Annotated in this window: 13 protein-coding genes; all 13 read right to left on the bottom strand. The window is 69.9% G+C overall.

Going from position 1 to position 15,893, the window contains the following annotated elements; genetic code table 11:
• Nucleotides 1–186: 186 nt before the first annotated feature.
• A complete protein-coding gene (gene nuoN, locus A8W25_RS19065; RefSeq protein ID WP_067163053.1) occupies nucleotides 187–1,842 on the bottom strand; it encodes an NADH-quinone oxidoreductase subunit NuoN in 1,656 nt (551 codons plus the stop codon).
• Nucleotides 1,839–3,449 (bottom strand): NADH-quinone oxidoreductase subunit M, encoded by a 1,611-nt coding sequence (locus A8W25_RS19060; protein ID WP_067163051.1) that lies wholly within the window; start codon nucleotides 3,447–3,449, stop codon nucleotides 1,839–1,841. The genes nuoN and A8W25_RS19060 overlap by 4 nt, the downstream gene beginning before the upstream one ends.
• A 3-nt stretch (nucleotides 3,450–3,452) precedes the next feature.
• Nucleotides 3,453–5,336, bottom strand: coding sequence for an NADH-quinone oxidoreductase subunit L (gene nuoL, locus A8W25_RS19055; protein WP_067163049.1), 1,884 nt, complete (start codon nucleotides 5,334–5,336; stop codon nucleotides 3,453–3,455).
• Nucleotides 5,337–5,350: 14 nt separating this feature from the next.
• Nucleotides 5,351–5,650: an NADH-quinone oxidoreductase subunit NuoK gene (gene nuoK, locus A8W25_RS19050; protein WP_067163047.1), complete on the bottom strand. Its 300-nt coding sequence runs from the start codon at nucleotides 5,648–5,650 to the stop codon at nucleotides 5,351–5,353.
• The gene (locus A8W25_RS19045; RefSeq protein ID WP_067164224.1) at nucleotides 5,647–6,459 is read right to left on the bottom strand and encodes an NADH-quinone oxidoreductase subunit J; all 813 of its coding nucleotides are present in this window, start codon (nucleotides 6,457–6,459) and stop codon (nucleotides 5,647–5,649) included. Before A8W25_RS19045 ends, nuoK begins: the two co-directional genes overlap by 4 nt.
• A 2-nt stretch (nucleotides 6,460–6,461) precedes the next feature.
• Nucleotides 6,462–7,124 carry an NADH-quinone oxidoreductase subunit NuoI gene (gene nuoI, locus A8W25_RS19040; protein ID WP_067163045.1) on the bottom strand — a complete coding sequence of 221 codons (663 nt, stop codon included), beginning with the start codon at nucleotides 7,122–7,124 and terminating at the stop codon, nucleotides 6,462–6,464.
• On the bottom strand, nucleotides 7,117–8,475 hold the full coding sequence (gene nuoH / locus A8W25_RS19035) for an NADH-quinone oxidoreductase subunit NuoH (RefSeq protein ID WP_067163043.1): 1,359 nt from the start codon (nucleotides 8,473–8,475) through the stop codon (nucleotides 7,117–7,119). The genes nuoI and nuoH overlap by 8 nt, the downstream gene beginning before the upstream one ends.
• A gap of 61 nt (nucleotides 8,476–8,536) precedes the next feature.
• The gene (locus A8W25_RS19030; RefSeq protein ID WP_067163041.1) at nucleotides 8,537–11,038 is read right to left on the bottom strand and encodes an NADH-quinone oxidoreductase subunit G; all 2,502 of its coding nucleotides are present in this window, start codon (nucleotides 11,036–11,038) and stop codon (nucleotides 8,537–8,539) included.
• On the bottom strand, nucleotides 11,035–12,405 hold the full coding sequence (gene nuoF, locus A8W25_RS19025) for an NADH-quinone oxidoreductase subunit NuoF (RefSeq protein ID WP_067163040.1): 1,371 nt from the start codon (nucleotides 12,403–12,405) through the stop codon (nucleotides 11,035–11,037). Before nuoF ends, A8W25_RS19030 begins: the two co-directional genes overlap by 4 nt.
• Nucleotides 12,405–13,262: an NADH-quinone oxidoreductase subunit NuoE gene (gene nuoE, locus A8W25_RS19020; RefSeq protein ID WP_067164222.1), complete on the bottom strand. Its 858-nt coding sequence runs from the start codon at nucleotides 13,260–13,262 to the stop codon at nucleotides 12,405–12,407. The genes nuoF and nuoE overlap by 1 nt, the downstream gene beginning before the upstream one ends.
• A gap of 26 nt (nucleotides 13,263–13,288) precedes the next feature.
• Complete coding sequence (locus A8W25_RS19015; RefSeq protein ID WP_067163037.1) at nucleotides 13,289–14,611, bottom strand: NADH-quinone oxidoreductase subunit D; 1,323 nt, start codon at nucleotides 14,609–14,611, stop codon at nucleotides 13,289–13,291.
• A complete protein-coding gene (locus tag A8W25_RS19010) occupies nucleotides 14,611–15,336 on the bottom strand; it encodes an NADH-quinone oxidoreductase subunit C (RefSeq protein WP_067163035.1) in 726 nt (241 codons plus the stop codon). The genes A8W25_RS19015 and A8W25_RS19010 overlap by 1 nt, the downstream gene beginning before the upstream one ends.
• Nucleotides 15,333–15,887, bottom strand: a complete 555-nt coding sequence (locus A8W25_RS19005) for a NuoB/complex I 20 kDa subunit family protein (RefSeq protein ID WP_067163033.1) — start codon at nucleotides 15,885–15,887, stop codon at nucleotides 15,333–15,335. Before A8W25_RS19005 ends, A8W25_RS19010 begins: the two co-directional genes overlap by 4 nt.
• Nucleotides 15,888–15,893 lie beyond the last annotated feature (6 nt).

Genomic DNA, 15,893 nt, shown 5'->3' with positions numbered 1-15,893 from the left:
GGCCAGATCTGGCCATCACCGCAGGTCAGGTGGGCTGAAAAGTTATCCACAGGCCCCGATCGGGGCAGCACGGAGCCCCGGCACGAGCTGGCGTGCCGGGGCTCCTGCACCTCCCAGGGGCGCGGGGAACCGCGCGACCAGCCGCAACGAACCCGCAGCCGAAAACGCACCCCCCAAAGCGCGGCGCTACCTCACGAACACCCCGGCCTGACCGGCCAGATCCAGGAAGTACTGCGGCGCCACACCGAGCACCAGCGTCACGGCGACGCCCACGCCGATCGCCGTCATCGTCAGCGGCGAGGGAACCGCCACGGTCGGCCCGTCCGCCTTCGGCTCGCTGAAGAACATCAGCACGATCACCCGGATGTAGAAGAACGCGGCGATCGCCGAAGAGATCACACCGACCACGACCAGCGAACCCGCGCCCCCCTCCGCCGCCGCCTTGAACACCGCGAACTTCCCGGTGAAGCCGGAGGTCAGCGGAATGCCGGCGAAGGCGAGCAGGAAGACCGCGAACACCGCCGCCACCAGGGGCGAACGGCGGCCGAGCCCGGCCCACTTGGACAGGTGCGTCGCCTCCCCGCCCGCGTCGCGCACCAGCGTGACGACCGCGAACGCCCCGATCGTCACGAACGAGTACGCCCCGAGGTAGAACAGCACCGACGAGATGCCGTCCGCGTTGGTCGCGATCACACCGGCGAGGATGAACCCCGCGTGCGCGATCGACGAGTACGCGAGGAGCCGCTTGATGTCGGTCTGGGTGATCGCCACGATCGCGCCGCCGAGCATCGTGACGATGGCGACGCCCCACATCACCGGACGCCAGTCCCAGCGCATCCCGGGCAGCACCACGTACAGCAGCCGCAGCAGCGCGCCGAAGGCCGCGACCTTGGTGGCGGCCGCCATGAAACCGGTGACCGGGGTGGGCGCGCCCTGGTAGACGTCCGGCGTCCACATGTGGAACGGCACCGCACCGACCTTGAACAGCAGGCCCATCAAGATCATCGCGCCGCCGATCAGCAGCAGCGCGTCGTTGCCCATCGTGCCCGCGAGCGCCGGGTCCACGGTCTGGACCGTGCCGTCGACGACGTCCGCGATCGTCGCGTACTGCACGGAACCCGCGTACCCGTACAGGAGCGCGATGCCGAAGAGCAGGAACGCCGACGAGAAGGCGCCCAGCAGGAAGTACTTCACCGCCGCTTCCTGCGACATCAGCCGCTTGCGGCGGGCCAGCGCGCAGAGCAGGTAGAGCGGCAGGGAGAAGACCTCAAGGGCCACGAAGAGCGTCAGCAGGTCGTTGGCCGCCGGGAACACCAGCATCCCGGAGATCGCGAAGAGCGCCAGCGGGAAGACCTCGGTGGTCGCGAAACCGGCCTTGACCGCGGCCTTCTCGCTGTCGCTGCCCGGTACGGACGCGGCCTGGGCGGCGAAGGAGTCGACCCGGTTGCCGTGCGTCTCGGGGTCGAGGCGGCGCTCGGCGAAGGTGAAGATCGCGACGATCGAGGCGAGGAGAATGGTGCCCTGGAGGAAGAGCGCGGGACCGTCGACGGCCACCGCGCCCATCGCCGCGATATGCGCCTTCGTCGTGCCGTACCCCCCGGCGGCGAGCCCGACGACCGCGGCGAAGGCGGCGGCGAGCGCGACGACGGAGAGGAACACCTGGGCGTAGTAACGGCTCTTGCGCGGGACGAACGCCTCGACCAGCACGCCCACCACCGCCGCGCCGACCACGATCAGCATGGGGGACAGCTGCGCGTACTCGATGTGCGGCGCGGGGATCTTGTCGACCTTGCCGTCGGCCGCCGTCGTCCACAGGCTGTGGACAGCTGCTGCTGTGCTCACTGGGCCGCCTCCACCACGGGCTCGGGGTCCTTCTTGTGTACGTCGGACATGGTGTGCTGCACCGCCGGGTTGACGATGTCGGTCAGCGGCTTCGGGTAGACGCCCAGGAAGACCAGGAGCGCGATCAGCGGGGCGACCACCAGGAGTTCGCGGACCTTGAGGTCCGGCATGCCCTGCACCTCGGCCTTGACCGGTCCGGTCATCGTCCGCTGGTAGAGCACCAGCACGTACAGCGCCGCCAGCACGATGCCGAGCGTGGCGATCACGCCGATCGCCGGGTAGCGGCTGAACGTGCCCACGAGGACCAGGAACTCACTGACGAAGGGCGCGAGTCCCGGCAGCGACAGGGTCGCCAGACCACCCACCAGGAAGGTGCCCGCCAGCACGGGGGCCACCTTCTGCACCCCGCCGTAGTCCGCGATCAGACGCGAGCCGCGGCGCGAGATCAGGAAGCCGGCCACCAGCATCAGCGCGGCCGTCGAGATCCCGTGGTTGACCATGTACAGCGTGGCGCCGGACTGGCCCTGGGTGGTCATCGCGAAGATGCCCATGACGATGAAGCCGAAGTGCGAGATCGACGCGTACGCCACCAGGCGCTTGATGTCGCGCTGGCCGACCGCGAGCAGCGCCCCGTAGATGATGCTGATCACCGCGAGGACCAGGATCACCGGCGTGGCCCACTTGGAGGCCTCCGGGAAGAGCTGGAGGCAGAAGCGGAGCATCGCGAAGGTGCCGACCTTGTCGACCACCGCGGTGATCAGCACCGCGACCGGGGCCGTGGCCTCGCCCATCGCGTTGGGCAGCCAGGTGTGCAGCGGCCACAGCGGCGCCTTCACCGCGAAGGCGAAGAAGAAGCCGAGGAACAGCAGCCGCTCGGTGTTGGTCGCCATGTCCAGCGAGCCGTTGGCGCGGGCCGCCGCGATCTCGTCGAGCGAGAACGTTCCGGCGACGTCGTAGAGGCCGATCACCGCGGCGAGCATGATCAGCCCGCCGACCAGGTTGTAGAGCAGGAACTTGACCGCCGCGTACGACCGTTGGGTGGCCGCCGCCTCGTCCCCGTGCTCATGGGCGCGGTCGCCGAAGCCGCCGATGAGGAAGTACATCGGGATCAGCATGGCTTCGAACAGGATGTAGAAGAGGAAGACGTCGGTGGCCTCGAAGGAGAGGATCACCATCGCCTCGACGGCGAGGATCAGGGCGAAGAAGCCCTGGGTCGGCCGCCATCGATAGTTCTCAGTCTCCTTGGGGCCTCCCCCGCTCGAACGAAGTTGAGAGCTTGAGGAAGGGTCGGCGTCGTGCCAGCCCGCCGCGATGACGAACGGGATCAGCAGCGCGGTGAGCGCGATCAGCGCCACCCCGATGCCGTCCACGCCCAGTTCGTAGCGGACTCCGAAGTCCTTGATCCAGGCGTGCGACTCGGTGAGTTGGTACCGGTCTCCGCCGGGCTCGAACCGTACGAGCTGGACGGCGCCCAGGACCAGCGTGCCCAGCGAGACCAGCAGCGCCAGCCACTTGGCCGCCGTGCGCCGCTCGGCCGGCACGGCGGCGGTGGCGACCGCGCCGATCGCCGGGAGCGCCGCCGTCGCGGTAAGGAGGGGGAACGACATGCCTTACACCGCCCTCATCAGCAGGGTGGCGGCGATGAGCACCGCCGCACCTCCGAACATCGAGACCGCGTACGAACGGGCGAAGCCGTTCTGCAGCTTGCGCAGTCGGCCGGAGAGCCCGCCGAACCCCGCCGCGGTGCCGTTGACCACTCCGTCGACCAGGGTGTGGTCGACGTACACCAGCGAGCGGGTGAGGTGCTCGCCGCCGCGGACCAGGACCACGTGGTTGAAGTCGTCCTGGAGGAGGTCGCGGCGGGCGGCCCGGGTGAGCAGCGAGCCGCGCGGGGCGACGGCCGGGACCGGCCTGCGTCCGTACTGCGCCCAGGCGAGACCGACGCCGACCAGCAGCACCGCGACGGTGGACGCGGTGACCACACCCTCGCTCACCGGCGAGTCGCCGTGCGAGAAGCTGGTGACCGGCTCCAGCCACTTCACGAACGACTCGTTGATGCTGAACAGCCCGCCCGCGAGGACCGAGCCGAAGGCCAGCACGATCATCGGGATCGTCATGGTGCTCGGCGACTCGTGCGGGTGCACCTCGTCCTCGTTCCAGCGCTTCTCGCCGAAGAACGTCATCAGCATCACGCGCGTCATGTAGTACGCCGTGATGGCCGCGCCCAGCAGGGTGACCGCGCCGAGGATCCAGCCCTCGGTGCCGCCCTTGGCGAAGGCCGCCTCGATGATCTTGTCCTTGGACCAGAAGCCGGACAGGCCCGGGAAGCCGATGATGGCGAGGTAGCCGAGGCCGAAGGTGACGAAGGTGACCGGCATGTACTTACGGAGGCCGCCGTAGCGGCGCATGTCGACCTCGTCGTTCATCCCGTGCATCACGGAGCCCGCGCCGAGGAAGAGGCCGGCCTTGAAGAATCCGTGGGTGACCAGGTGCATGATCGCGAAGGCGTAGCCGATGGGGCCGAGGCCGGTGGCGAGGATCATGTAGCCGATCTGCGACATGGTCGAGCCCGCCAGGGCCTTCTTGATGTCGTCCTTGGCGCAACCGACGATCGCACCGAAGAGGAGCGTGACCGCGCCCACGATCACCACGACCGTCTGTACGTCCGGCACCGCGTTGAAGATCACGCCGGAGCGGGTGATCAGATAGACGCCGGCGGTCACCATCGTCGCCGCGTGGATCAGGGCCGAGACCGGGGTCGGGCCCTCCATCGCGTCCCCGAGCCAGGACTGCAGCGGCACCTGGGCCGACTTGCCGCAGGCGGCGAGCAGCAGCATCAGGCCGATGGCGGTGTTGCGGCCGTCGCCGGTCTCGCCGACCTCGTTGAAGACGGTCGAGAAGGCGAACGAGCCCCAGGTGGTGAACATGACCATGATGGCGATGGACAGGCCCATGTCGCCGACCCGGTTGACCAGGAACGCCTTCTTGGCCGCCGTCGCCGCGCTCGGCTTGTGCTGCCAGAAGCCGATGAGCAGGTAGGACGCCAGACCGACGCCCTCCCAGCCGACGTACAGGAGCAGGTAGTTGTCGGCGAGGACCAGGAGCAGCATCGCCGCGAGGAACAGGTTGAGATAGCCGAAGAAGCGGCGGCGGTTCTCGTCGTGCTCCATGTAGCCGATCGAGTAGATGTGGATCAGCGTGCCCACACCGGTGATCAGCAGGATGAAGGTCATCGACAGCTGGTCGAGCTGGAAGCCGACGTCGGCCTGGAAGCCCTCCACCGGGACCCAGCTGAACAGGTGCTTGTGCACCGCCCGGCTGTCGGTCGAACGGCCGAGCATGTCGGCGAAGAGCGCCACACCGAGGCCGAAGGACACGGCCGCGAGCAGGGTGCCCAGCCAGTGTCCGACGGCGTCGAGCCGCCGCCCGCCGCACAGCAGGACGGCCGCTCCGAGCAGAGGCGCCGCGATGAGCAGCGCAATCAGGTTCTCCACGATTCAGCGACCCCTCAGAGCTTCATCAGGCTGGCGTCGTCGACCGAGGCCGAGTGGCGGGAACGGAAGAGCGACACGATGATCGCGAGCCCGACGACGACTTCCGCCGCGGCGACGACCATCGTGAAGAAGGCGATGATCTGGCCGTCGAGGTTGCCGTGCATCCGGGAGAAGACCACGAACGCGAGGTTGCAGGCGTTGAGCATCAGCTCGACGCACATGAAGACCACGATCGCGTTCCGCCTGATGAGCACGCCGGCCGCGCCGATGGTGAACAACAGGGCGGACAGGTACAGGTAGTTGACGGGGTTCACTTCGCGGCCTCCTCTTCACGGCCGAGCCGCTCGGCGGAGCGCTGCTCCAGCGCCTTCAGGTCGGACAGCGCCTCGCTGGACACGTCCCGGATCTGGTCCCGGCCGCGCAGCGTCTGGTTGACGGTGAGCTCGGACGGGGTGCCGTCGGGCAGCAGGCCCGCGATGTCCACCGCGTTGTGCCGGGCGTAGACACCCGGGGCCGGCAGGGGCGGCAGGTGCTTGCCCTCGCGCACGCGCTGCTCGGAGAGCTCGCGCTGGGTCTTGGCGCGCTCGGTGCGCTCGCGGTGCGTGAGCACCATCGCGCCGACCGCCGAGGTGATCAGCAGGGCGCCGGTGATCTCGAAGGCGAACACGTACTTGGTGAAGATGAGGGCGGCCAGGCCCTCCACATTGCCCCCCGCGTTGGCCTGCTTCAGTCCGTCGAAGTGCTTCAGGGAGGCGTTGGAGATGCCCGCGATGAGGAGCACCCCGAAGCCGACCCCGCAGACCGCGGCCCAGACGCGCTGGCCCTTGATGGTCTCCTTCAGCGAGTCGGCCGCGGTGACACCGACCAGCATCACCACGAAGAGGAAGAGCATCATGATCGCGCCGGTGTAGACGACGACCTGGACGATGCCCAGGAAGTACGCCCCGTTGGCGAGGTAGAAGACCGCCAGGATGATCATGGTCCCGGCCAGGCACAGCGCACTGTGCACGGCCTTCTTCATCAGTACGGTGCACAGCGCGCCGATGACGGCGACGGTGCCGAGCACCCAGAACTGGAACGCCTCCCCGGTGGAGGTCGTCGTGGCGGAGACGGCGAGCTGCATCATCACGCGTCCACCTCCTCGGGCTGCTCCCCGGCGGCGGGCTGCTCGGCGGCGGGCGGCTGCTCGCCCCTGGAGACGGCCACCTGGCGGACCGTGCCGGGCGCGGCCTCGGTGACCAGCCCCCGGTAGTAGTCGCCCTCCGTCATGCCCGGGTGGATCGCGTGCGGCGAGTCGACCATGCCCTCTTCGAGCCCGGCGAGCAGCTGCTCCTTGGTGTAGATCAGGTTGGCGCGGCTGCTGTCGGCCAGTTCGAACTCGTTGGTCATCGTCAGCGCGCGCGTGGGGCACGCCTCGATGCACAGCCCGCACAGGATGCAGCGGGCGTAGTTGATCTGGTAGACGATTCCGTACCGCTCGCCCGGCGAGTAGCGCTCCTCGTCCTTGTTGTCCGCGCCTTCCACATAGATCGCGTCGGCCGGGCAGGCCCAGGCGCACAGCTCGCAGCCGATGCACTTCTCCAGGCCGTCCGGGTGCCGGTTGAGCTGGTGGCGCCCGTGGAAGCGGGGGGCCGTGGTCTTTGGCTGTTCCGGATACTGCTCGGTCAGCCGCTTCTTGAACATGGCCTTGAAGGTCACGCCGAAGCCGGCCACCGGGTTCAGGAACTTGCCCTCGGACGAAGCCCCGGGCTCGCCCGAAGTCTCCGCCGGTTCCGATGACTTAGACACCCTCGCCCTCCCTTCCCTCACGGTCACTCTCAGTATCGGACCCACCACTGACAATCAACTCCCGCTCATGGCGCGGGCGTCGGCGCGGCACGGGCGCGACGGTCTGGCCGGGCAGCGGTGGCACCGGGAATCCGCCCGCCATCGGGTCGAACGCGGGTGGCTCGGCCTCGGCCGCCGACTCCTCCTGGCGGCCCCGGAAGACGTCCGCGACCAGCGAGATCAGCAGGACCGCGACGACCGCGCCCCCGACGTACAGCACGATCTTGGAGAAGTCGTGGCCGTCGTTGCGGAGCGCCCGCACGGTCGCCACCAGCATCAGCCAGACGACCGAGACCGGGATGAGGACCTTCCAGCCGAGCTTCATCAGCTGGTCGTAGCGGACGCGGGGCAGCGTGCCGCGCAGCCAGATGAAGAAGAACAGCAGCAGCTGGACCTTGATGACGAACCAGAGCATCGGCCACCAGCCGTGGTTGGCGCCCTCCCAGAAGGTGGACACGGGCCACGGGGCCCGCCAGCCGCCCAGGAAGAGGGTGGTCGACACCGCCGAGACGGTGACCATGTTGACGTACTCGGCCAGCATGAACAGCGCGAACTTGATCGACGAGTACTCGGTGTTGAAGCCGCCGACGAGGTCGCCCTCGGACTCGGGCATGTCGAAGGGGGCGCGGTTGGTCTCGCCCACCATGGTGACGACGTAGATGATGAAGGAGACCGGCAGCAGCACGATGTACCAGCGGTCGTGCTGCTGGGCGACGATCTCCGAGGTCGACATCGACCCCGAGTAGAGGAAGACCGAGGCGAACGCCGCGCCCATCGCGATCTCGTACGAGATCATCTGCGCGCACGAGCGGAGCCCGCCGAGCAGCGGGTACGTCGACCCGGAGGACCAGCCCGCGAGGACGATCCCGTAGATGCCGACCGAGGCGCACGCGAGGACGTAGAGCATCGCGATCGGCAGGTCGGTGAGCTGCATCGTGGTGCGGTGGCCGAAGATCGAGACCTCGTTGCCGGACGGCCCGAAGGGGATCACGGCGATCGCCATGAAGGCGGGGATCGCGGCGACGATCGGGGCCAGGACGTAGACCACCTTGTCGGCCCGCTTGACGACCAGGTCCTCCTTCAGCATCAGCTTGATGCCGTCGGCGAGGGACTGGAGCATCCCCCAGGGGCCGTGCCGGTTGGGCCCGATGCGCAGCTGCATCCAGGCGACGACCTTGCGCTCCCAGACGATCGAGAACAGCACGGTCACCATCAGGAACGCGAAGCAGAACACGGCCTTGAGGGCGATGAGCCACCAGGGGTCGCGGCCGAACAGGGAGAGGTCCTCGGCCGCGAGGAAGGTCGGGGTCACGCTCGCACCTCCGGTACGTGGACGGCGGCGCCCGGAGCCGCGGGGCGGACGGGGAAGTCGGTCACGGCTGCACCTCCGGTGCGGCGGTGGCGGCGGCCTGCGCCGCCGGGCCGATACGGACGAGCCGGCCGGGGACGGCGCCGGTGTCCGCGAACACTCCGCCGCCGGTCGAGTCGAGCGGCAGCCACACCACCCGGTCGGGCATCTCGGTGACCTTCAGCGGCAGCCGGACCGCGCCCGCGGGGCCGCTCACCTCAAGGAGGTCGCCCTCCTTGACGCCGGTCTCGGCCGCGGTGGCCGCCGAGAGCCGGGCGAGGGCCGCGTGCCGGGTCCCGGCCAGCGCCTCGTCGCCCTCCTGGAGGCTGCCCTGGTCGAGCAGCAGCCGGTGGCCGGCGAGGACCGCCTCGCCCTCGCCGGGCCGGGGCAGGCTCTGCGCGGTCTCCAGCGGCTCGGTGGCGCGCGGCCCGTCCCAGTGGCCCAGGCGCTGCAACTCCGCGCGCGCGGCGCGGTTGTCCGGCAGCGCCAGGTGGACGTCCATGGCGTCCGCCAGCATGTGCAGCACGCGCGCGTCGGCGGGCGCCAGGCGCCGGGTCATCTGCTCGGGCTTCAGCGCCGCCTCGAACATCCGCGCACGGCCCTCCCAGTTGAGGAAGAAGCCGGACTTCTCGGCGACGGCCGCGACCGGGAAGACCACGTCCGCCCGCTCGGTGACCTCGCTCGGCCGCAGTTCCAGGGAGACCACGAAGGCCCCGGCCAGCGCCTCACGCGCGCGTGCCGGGTCCGGCAGGTCGGCCGGGTCGACACCCGCGACCAGCAGCGCGCCCAGCTCGCCGGTGGCGGCCGCCTCGACGATCTGGCCGGTGTCCCGCCCGAAGCGGTGCGGCAGTTCCCGTACGCCCCAGGCGGCGGCGACCTCCTCACGCGCGCGTGGATCGGTGGCCGGGCGTCCGCCGGGCAGCAGCGCCGCCAGGGCGCCCGCCTCGATCGCACCCCGCTCGCCGGCCCGGCGCGGGATCCACACCAGCTCGGCGCCGGTCGCGGCGGCGGCCCGTACGGCCGCGGTCAGCGCGCCCGGAACGGCCGCCAGCCGCTCGCCGACCACCAGGACGGAGCCGGTGGCCCGCAGCGCGTCGGCGGCGGCCGAGCCCTCGCCGTCCAGGCCGACCCCGCCCGCCAGCGCGTCGAGCCACTCGGTCTCGGTGCCGGGCGCGGCGGGCAGCAGCGTGCCGCCCGCCTTCTCCAGACCGCGCGTCAGATGCGTGGCCAGCGAGAAGGTGCGCTGGCCGTGCTTGCGCCAGGCCTTGCGCAGCCGCAGGAAGACGCCGGGCGCCTCCTCCTCCGCCTCGAACCCGACGAGCAGCACCGCGGGCGCCTTCTCCAGGGAGGCGTACGTGACGCCCTCCCCCGTGAGATGGCCGCGCCCGGCGACCCTCGCCGCCAGGAAGTCGGCCTCCTCGGCCGAGTGCACGCGCGCGCGGAAGTCGACGTCGTTGGTGTCGAGCGCGATCCGGGCGAACTTGGCGTACGCGTAGGCGTCCTCGACGGTCAGCCGTCCGCCGGTGAGCACCCCGGCCCGGCCCCGGGCCGCCGTGAGCCCGGCCGCGGCCGCCTCCAGCGCCTCGGGCCAGGAGGCCGGCTCCAGCTCACCGGCCGCGTTGCGCACCAGCGGGTGGGTGAGACGGTCCGGCTTCTGTGCGTACCGGAAGCCGAACCGGCCCTTGTCGCACAGCCATTCCTCGTTGACCTCGGGGTCGTTGGCGGCCATGCGGCGCATGACCTTGCCGCGCCGGTGGTCGGTGCGGGTGGCGCAGCCGCCCGCGCAGTGCTCGCACACCGACGGCGAGGAGACCAGGTCGAAGGGGCGGGAGCGGAACCGGTACGCCGCCGAGGTCAGCGCGCCGACCGGGCAGATCTGGATGGTGTTGCCGGAGAAGTACGACTCGAACGGGTCGCCCTCGCCGGTGCCGACCTGCTGGAGCGCGCCCCGCTCCAGGAGCTCGATCATCGGGTCGCCCGCGATCTGCTCGGAGAAGCGGGTGCACCGCGCGCACAGCACGCACCGCTCGCGGTCGAGCAGCACCTGTGTCGAGATGGGCACCGGCTTCTCGTAGGTGCGCTTGTGGCCCTCGAAGCGGGTGTCGGGGTCACCGACCTGCATGGCCTGGTTCTGCAGCGGGCACTCGCCGCCCTTGTCGCAGACCGGGCAGTCCAGCGGGTGGTTGATGAGCAGCAGCTCCATCACCCCGCGCTGGGACTTCTCGGCCACCGGCGAGGTCAGCTGCGACTTGACCACCATGCCGTCGGTGCAGGTGATGGTGCAGGAAGCCATCGGCTTGCGCTGGCCCTCCACCTCCACGATGCACTGGCGGCAGGCACCGACCGGGTCGAGCAGCGGGTGGTCGCAGAACCGGGGGATCTCGATGCCGAGCTGCTCGGCGGCCCGGATCACCAACGTGCCCTTGGGGACGCTGATCTCGACGCCGTCGATGGTCAGCGAGACCAGGTCCTGCGGCGGCACCGCCGCCTCTCCGCCGCCGGAGGGAGCGCCAGTCGTCACCGTCATGCGTTCACCTCCGTGGTGCGGTGCGGGCTGTCGGCCCACAGGGTCGACTTGGCCGGGTCGAAGGGGCAGCCCCGGCCCGTGATGTGCTGCTCGTACTCCGCGCGGAAGTACTTGAGCGAGGAGAAGATGGGCGCGGCGGCGCCGTCGCCGAGCGCGCAGAACGACTTGCCGTTGATGTTGTCGGCGATGTCGTTGAGCTTGTCGAGGTCGCCCATGGCGCCCTTGCCGGCCTCGATGTCGCGGAGCAACTGGACGAGCCAGTACGTTCCTTCGCGGCAGGGCGTGCACTTGCCGCAGGACTCGTGGGCGTAGAACTCGGTCCAGCGGGTCACCGCCCGCACCACGCAGGTGGTCTCGTCGAAGCACTGGAGCGCCTTGGTGCCCAGCATCGAGCCGGCGGCGCCGACGCCCTCGTAGTCCAGCGGGACGTCGAGGTGCTCGTCGGTGAACATCGGGGTCGAGGAGCCGCCCGGGGTCCAGAACTTGAGCCGGTGGCCCGGGCGCATCCCGCCGCTCATGTCGAGCAGCTGGCGCAGCGTGATGCCGAGCGGGGCCTCGAACTGGCCCGGGTTGGCGACGTGCCCGCTGAGCGAATAGAGCGTGAAGCCGGGCGACTTCTCGCTTCCCATCGAGGTGAACCAGTCTTTTCCGCGAGTGAGGATCGCGGGAACGCTGGCGATGGACTCGACGTTGTTGACAACAGTGGGGCACGCGTAGAGACCGGCGACCGCAGGGAAGGGGGGACGCAGCCGGGGCTGACCGCGACGGCCTTCCAAGGAGTCCAGCAGGGCGGTCTCCTCACCGCAGATGTACGCGCCCGCGCCCGCGTGCACGGTGAGTTCGAGGTCGAGACCACTGCCGAGGATGTCCTTGCCGAGGTAGCCGGCCGCGTAGGCCTCCCGCACGGCCTCGTGCAGCCTCCGCAGTACGGGGACGACCTCCCCGCGCAGATAGATGAACGCGTGCGACGACCTGATCGCGTAACAGGCGATCACGATGCCCTCGATGAGGCTATGCGGGTTGGCGAAGAGGAGCGGGATGTCCTTGCAGGTTCCGGGCTCCGACTCGTCGGCGTTGACAACTAGATAGTGCGGTTTGCCATCGCCCTGCGGGATGAACTGCCACTTCATGCCCGTGGGGAAGCCCGCGCCGCCCCGGCCGCGCAGCCCGGAGTCCTTCACGTACGCGATGAGGTCGTCCGGCGACATGGCCAGGGCCTTGCGCAGCCCCTCATAGCCGTCGTGCCGACGGTAGGTCTCCAGGGTCCAGGAATCGGGCTGGTCCCAGAAGGCCGACAGAACGGGTGCCAGCAGCTTCTCTGGGCTGCTTCCGTTCCCGTTCCCACTCAGTTCGGCTGCCAAGGTCATCACTCCCCCTCCTCGTCGACCGGGCCCGCCGGGTGCGCGGGGTCGGACGCAGAGGTCTGCTGCGGTGCGTCGTGCGAGCTCAGGTGTGCGGAGCCGGGCTGGGCCTCGTCGCGGGTGGCCTCGTCCCGGGGGCCCTCGCCGTGAGGGCCCTCGCCGTGAGGGCCTTCGCCACGGGGGTGGACCACGCGCGGGTGCGGGGTCTCGCCCTTCGCCAGGCGCAGGCCGACCAGGGAGGCCGGGCCCGCGCCGCCGCTCGCCGCGACGGCGCCGGGGCGCTCGTCGGGGAAGCCGGCCAGGATCCGGGCGGTCTCCTTGTAGGTGCACAGCGGGGCCCCGCGAGTGGGCTCCACCGGCCTGCCCGCGCGCAGGTCGTCGACCAGGCGCCTGGCCGACTCGGGGGTCTGGTTGTCGAAGAACTCCCAGTTGACCATCACCACGGGCGCGAAGTCGCAGGCGGCGTTGCACTCGATGTGTTCGAGCGTCACCTTGCCGTCGGGGGTGGTCTCGTCGTTGCCGACCCCGAGGTGGCGCTTGAGCTCGTCGAAGATGGCGTCGCCGCCCATCACCGCGCACAGGGTGTTGGTGCAGACGCCCACCTGGTAGTCGCCCGAGGGCTTGCGCCGGTACATCGTGTAGAAGGTGGCGACGGCGGTCACCTCGGCGGTCGTGAGGCCCAGCGTCTCGGCGCAGAAGCGCATCCCGGTGCGCGAGACATGGCCCTCCTCCGACTGCACGAGGTGCAGCAGCGGCAGCAGCGCGGAGCGGCTGTCCGGGTAGCGGGCGACGACCTCCTTGGCGTCGGCTTCGAGCCGGGCCCGGACGTCGGCCGGGAAATCGGGCGCGGGCAACTGGGGCATGCCCAGGCTCGTCGGCGTGGTCTCGGTCACCGGTCGACGCCTCCCATCACGGGGTCGATGGACGCGACGGCGACGATGACGTCGGCGACCTGGCCGCCCTCGCACATCGCCGCCATGGCCTGGAGATTGGTGAAGGACGGGTCACGGAAGTGGACCCGGTAGGGGCGGGTGCCTCCGTCGCTCACGACGTGCACCCCGAGCTCGCCCTTGGGCGACTCGACGGCCGCGTAGGCCTGTCCGACGGGGACCCGGAAGCCCTCGGTCACCAGCTTGAAGTGGTGGATCAGGGACTCCATGGAGGTGCCCATGATCTTCTTGATGTGGTCGAGGGAGTTGCCGAGTCCGTCCGGACCGAGCGCGAGCTGCGCGGGCCAGGCGATCTTCTTGTCGGCGACCATGACCGGGCCGGGCTCCAGCCGGTCCAGGCACTGCTCGACGATCCTGAGCGACTGCCGCATCTCCTCCAGGCGCACCAGGAAGCGGCCGTAGGAGTCGCAGCTGTCGGCGGTGGGGACCTCGAAGTCGTAGGTCTCGTAGCCGCAGTACGGGTCGGTCCTGCGCAGGTCGTGCGGCAGACCGGCGGAGCGCAGGATCGGTCCGGTCGCGCCGAGCGCCATACAGCCGGTCAGGTCGAGGTACCCGACGTCCTGCATCCGGGCCTTGAAGATCGGGTTGCCGGTGGCGAGCTTGTCGTACTCCGGCAGGTTCTTCTTCATCGTCTTCACGAACTCGCGGAGCTGGTCCACCGCGCCCGGGGGCAGGTCCTGGGCGAGCCCGCCGGGGCGGACGAAGGCGTGGTTCATCCGCAGACCGGTGATCAGCTCGAAGACGTCGAGGATGAGTTCGCGGTCGCGGAAGCCGTAGATCATGATCGTGGTGGCGCCGAGCTCCATGCCGCCGGTGGCGATGCAGACCAGGTGCGAGGAGAGCCGGTTGAGCTCCATCAGCAGGACCCGGATGACCGAGGCGCGGTCGGGGATCTGGTCGGTGATGCCGAGCAGCTTCTCCACGCCCAGGCAGTACGCCGTCTCGTTGAAGAACGGCGTCAGATAGTCCATGCGCGTGACGAAGGTGGTGCCCTGCGTCCAGGTGCGGAACTCGAGGTTCTTCTCGATGCCGGTGTGCAGATAGCCGATGCCGCAGCGGGCCTCGGTGACCGTCTCGCCGTCGATCTCCAGGATGAGGCGGAGTACGCCGTGCGTGGAGGGGTGCTGGGGGCCCATGTTGACGACGATGCGCTCGTCGTCGGCGCGGGCGGCGGTGCGGGCGATCTCGTCCCAGTCGCCGCCGGTGACCGTATAGACGGTCCCCTCGGTCGTCTCCCTCGCGGAGGAGTGTGAAGTGGACATCAGGTGTACGACCTCCGCTGGTCCGGAGCCGGGATCTGGGCGCCCTTGTACTCGACGGGGATGCCGCCGAGGGGGTAGTCCTTGCGCTGCGGGAAGCCCTGCCAGTCGTCCGGCATCATGATCCGGGTGAGGGCGGGGTGGCCGTCGAAGACCAGGCCGAAGAAGTCGTAGGTCTCGCGCTCGTGCCAGTCGTTGGTCGGATAGACGCCGACCAGGGACGGCAGATGCGGGTCGCTGTCCGGGGCGGTGACCTCCAGACGGATCAGCCGGCCGTGGGTGAGCGAGCGCAGATGGTAGACGGCGTGCAGCTCGCGGCCCTTGTCGCCCGGGAAGTGGACGCCGCTGACGCCCGTACAGAGCTCGAAGCGCAGGGCCGGGTCGTCGCGCAGGGTGCGGGCCACCAGGACGAGGTGCTCGCGCGCGATGTGGAAGGTGAGCTCGTCGCGGTCGACGACCGTCTTCTCGATGGCGTTCTCGGGGAGCAGGTCCTGCTCCTCCAGGGCGCCTTCGAGTTCGTCGGCCACCTCGTCGAACCAGCCGCCGTAGGGGCGGGAGGAGGCGCCGGGCAGGGTGACGGTGCGCACCAGGCCGCCGTAGCCGCTGGTGTCGCCGCCGTTGGCGGCGCCGAACATGCCCTTGCGGACGCCGATGACGTCGCCGGTGTCGTCGCGCTGGGCGGGCAGGCCGCCGTTCTCCGGCGCCTCGGGAGTACGGTCGTCGCTCACCGCAGCAGCCCCTTCATCTCGATGGTGGGCAGCGCCTTGAGGGCGGCCTCCTCCGCCTCGCGGGCGGCTTCCTCCGCGTTCACCCCGAGCTTGGAGCCCTGGATCTTCTGGTGGAGCTTGAGGATCGCGTCGATCAGCATCTCGGGCCGGGGCGGGCAACCGGGCAAATAGATGTCGACCGGCACAATGTGGTCGACGCCCTGCACAATGGCGTAATTATTGAACATTCCGCCCGAGGATGCGCAAACCCCCATGGAGATGACCCACTTGGGGTTGGGCATCTGGTCGTAGACCTGCCGCAGGACCGGCGCCATCTTCTGGCTGACCCGGCCGGCCACGATCATCAGGTCCGCCTGGCGCGGTGAGCCGCGGAAGACCTCCATGCCGAAGCGGGCCAGGTCGTAACGGCCGGCGCCGGTCGTCATCATCTCGATGGCGCAGCAGGCCAGACCGAAGGTGGCGGGGAAGACGGACGCCTTGCGCACCCAGCCCGCGGCCTGTTCGACGGTGGTCAGCAGAAAGCCGCTCGGCAGTTTCTCTTCGAGTCCCATAGGTGC

Origin of the sequence: Streptomyces sp. ERV7, from assembly GCF_001653515.1 — a bacterium.
Taxonomy (GTDB): Bacteria; Actinomycetota; Actinomycetes; order Streptomycetales; family Streptomycetaceae; genus Streptomyces.
Note: the sequence above shows the minus strand (reverse complement) of the source record. Positions and strands in the feature narration are given on the sequence as shown.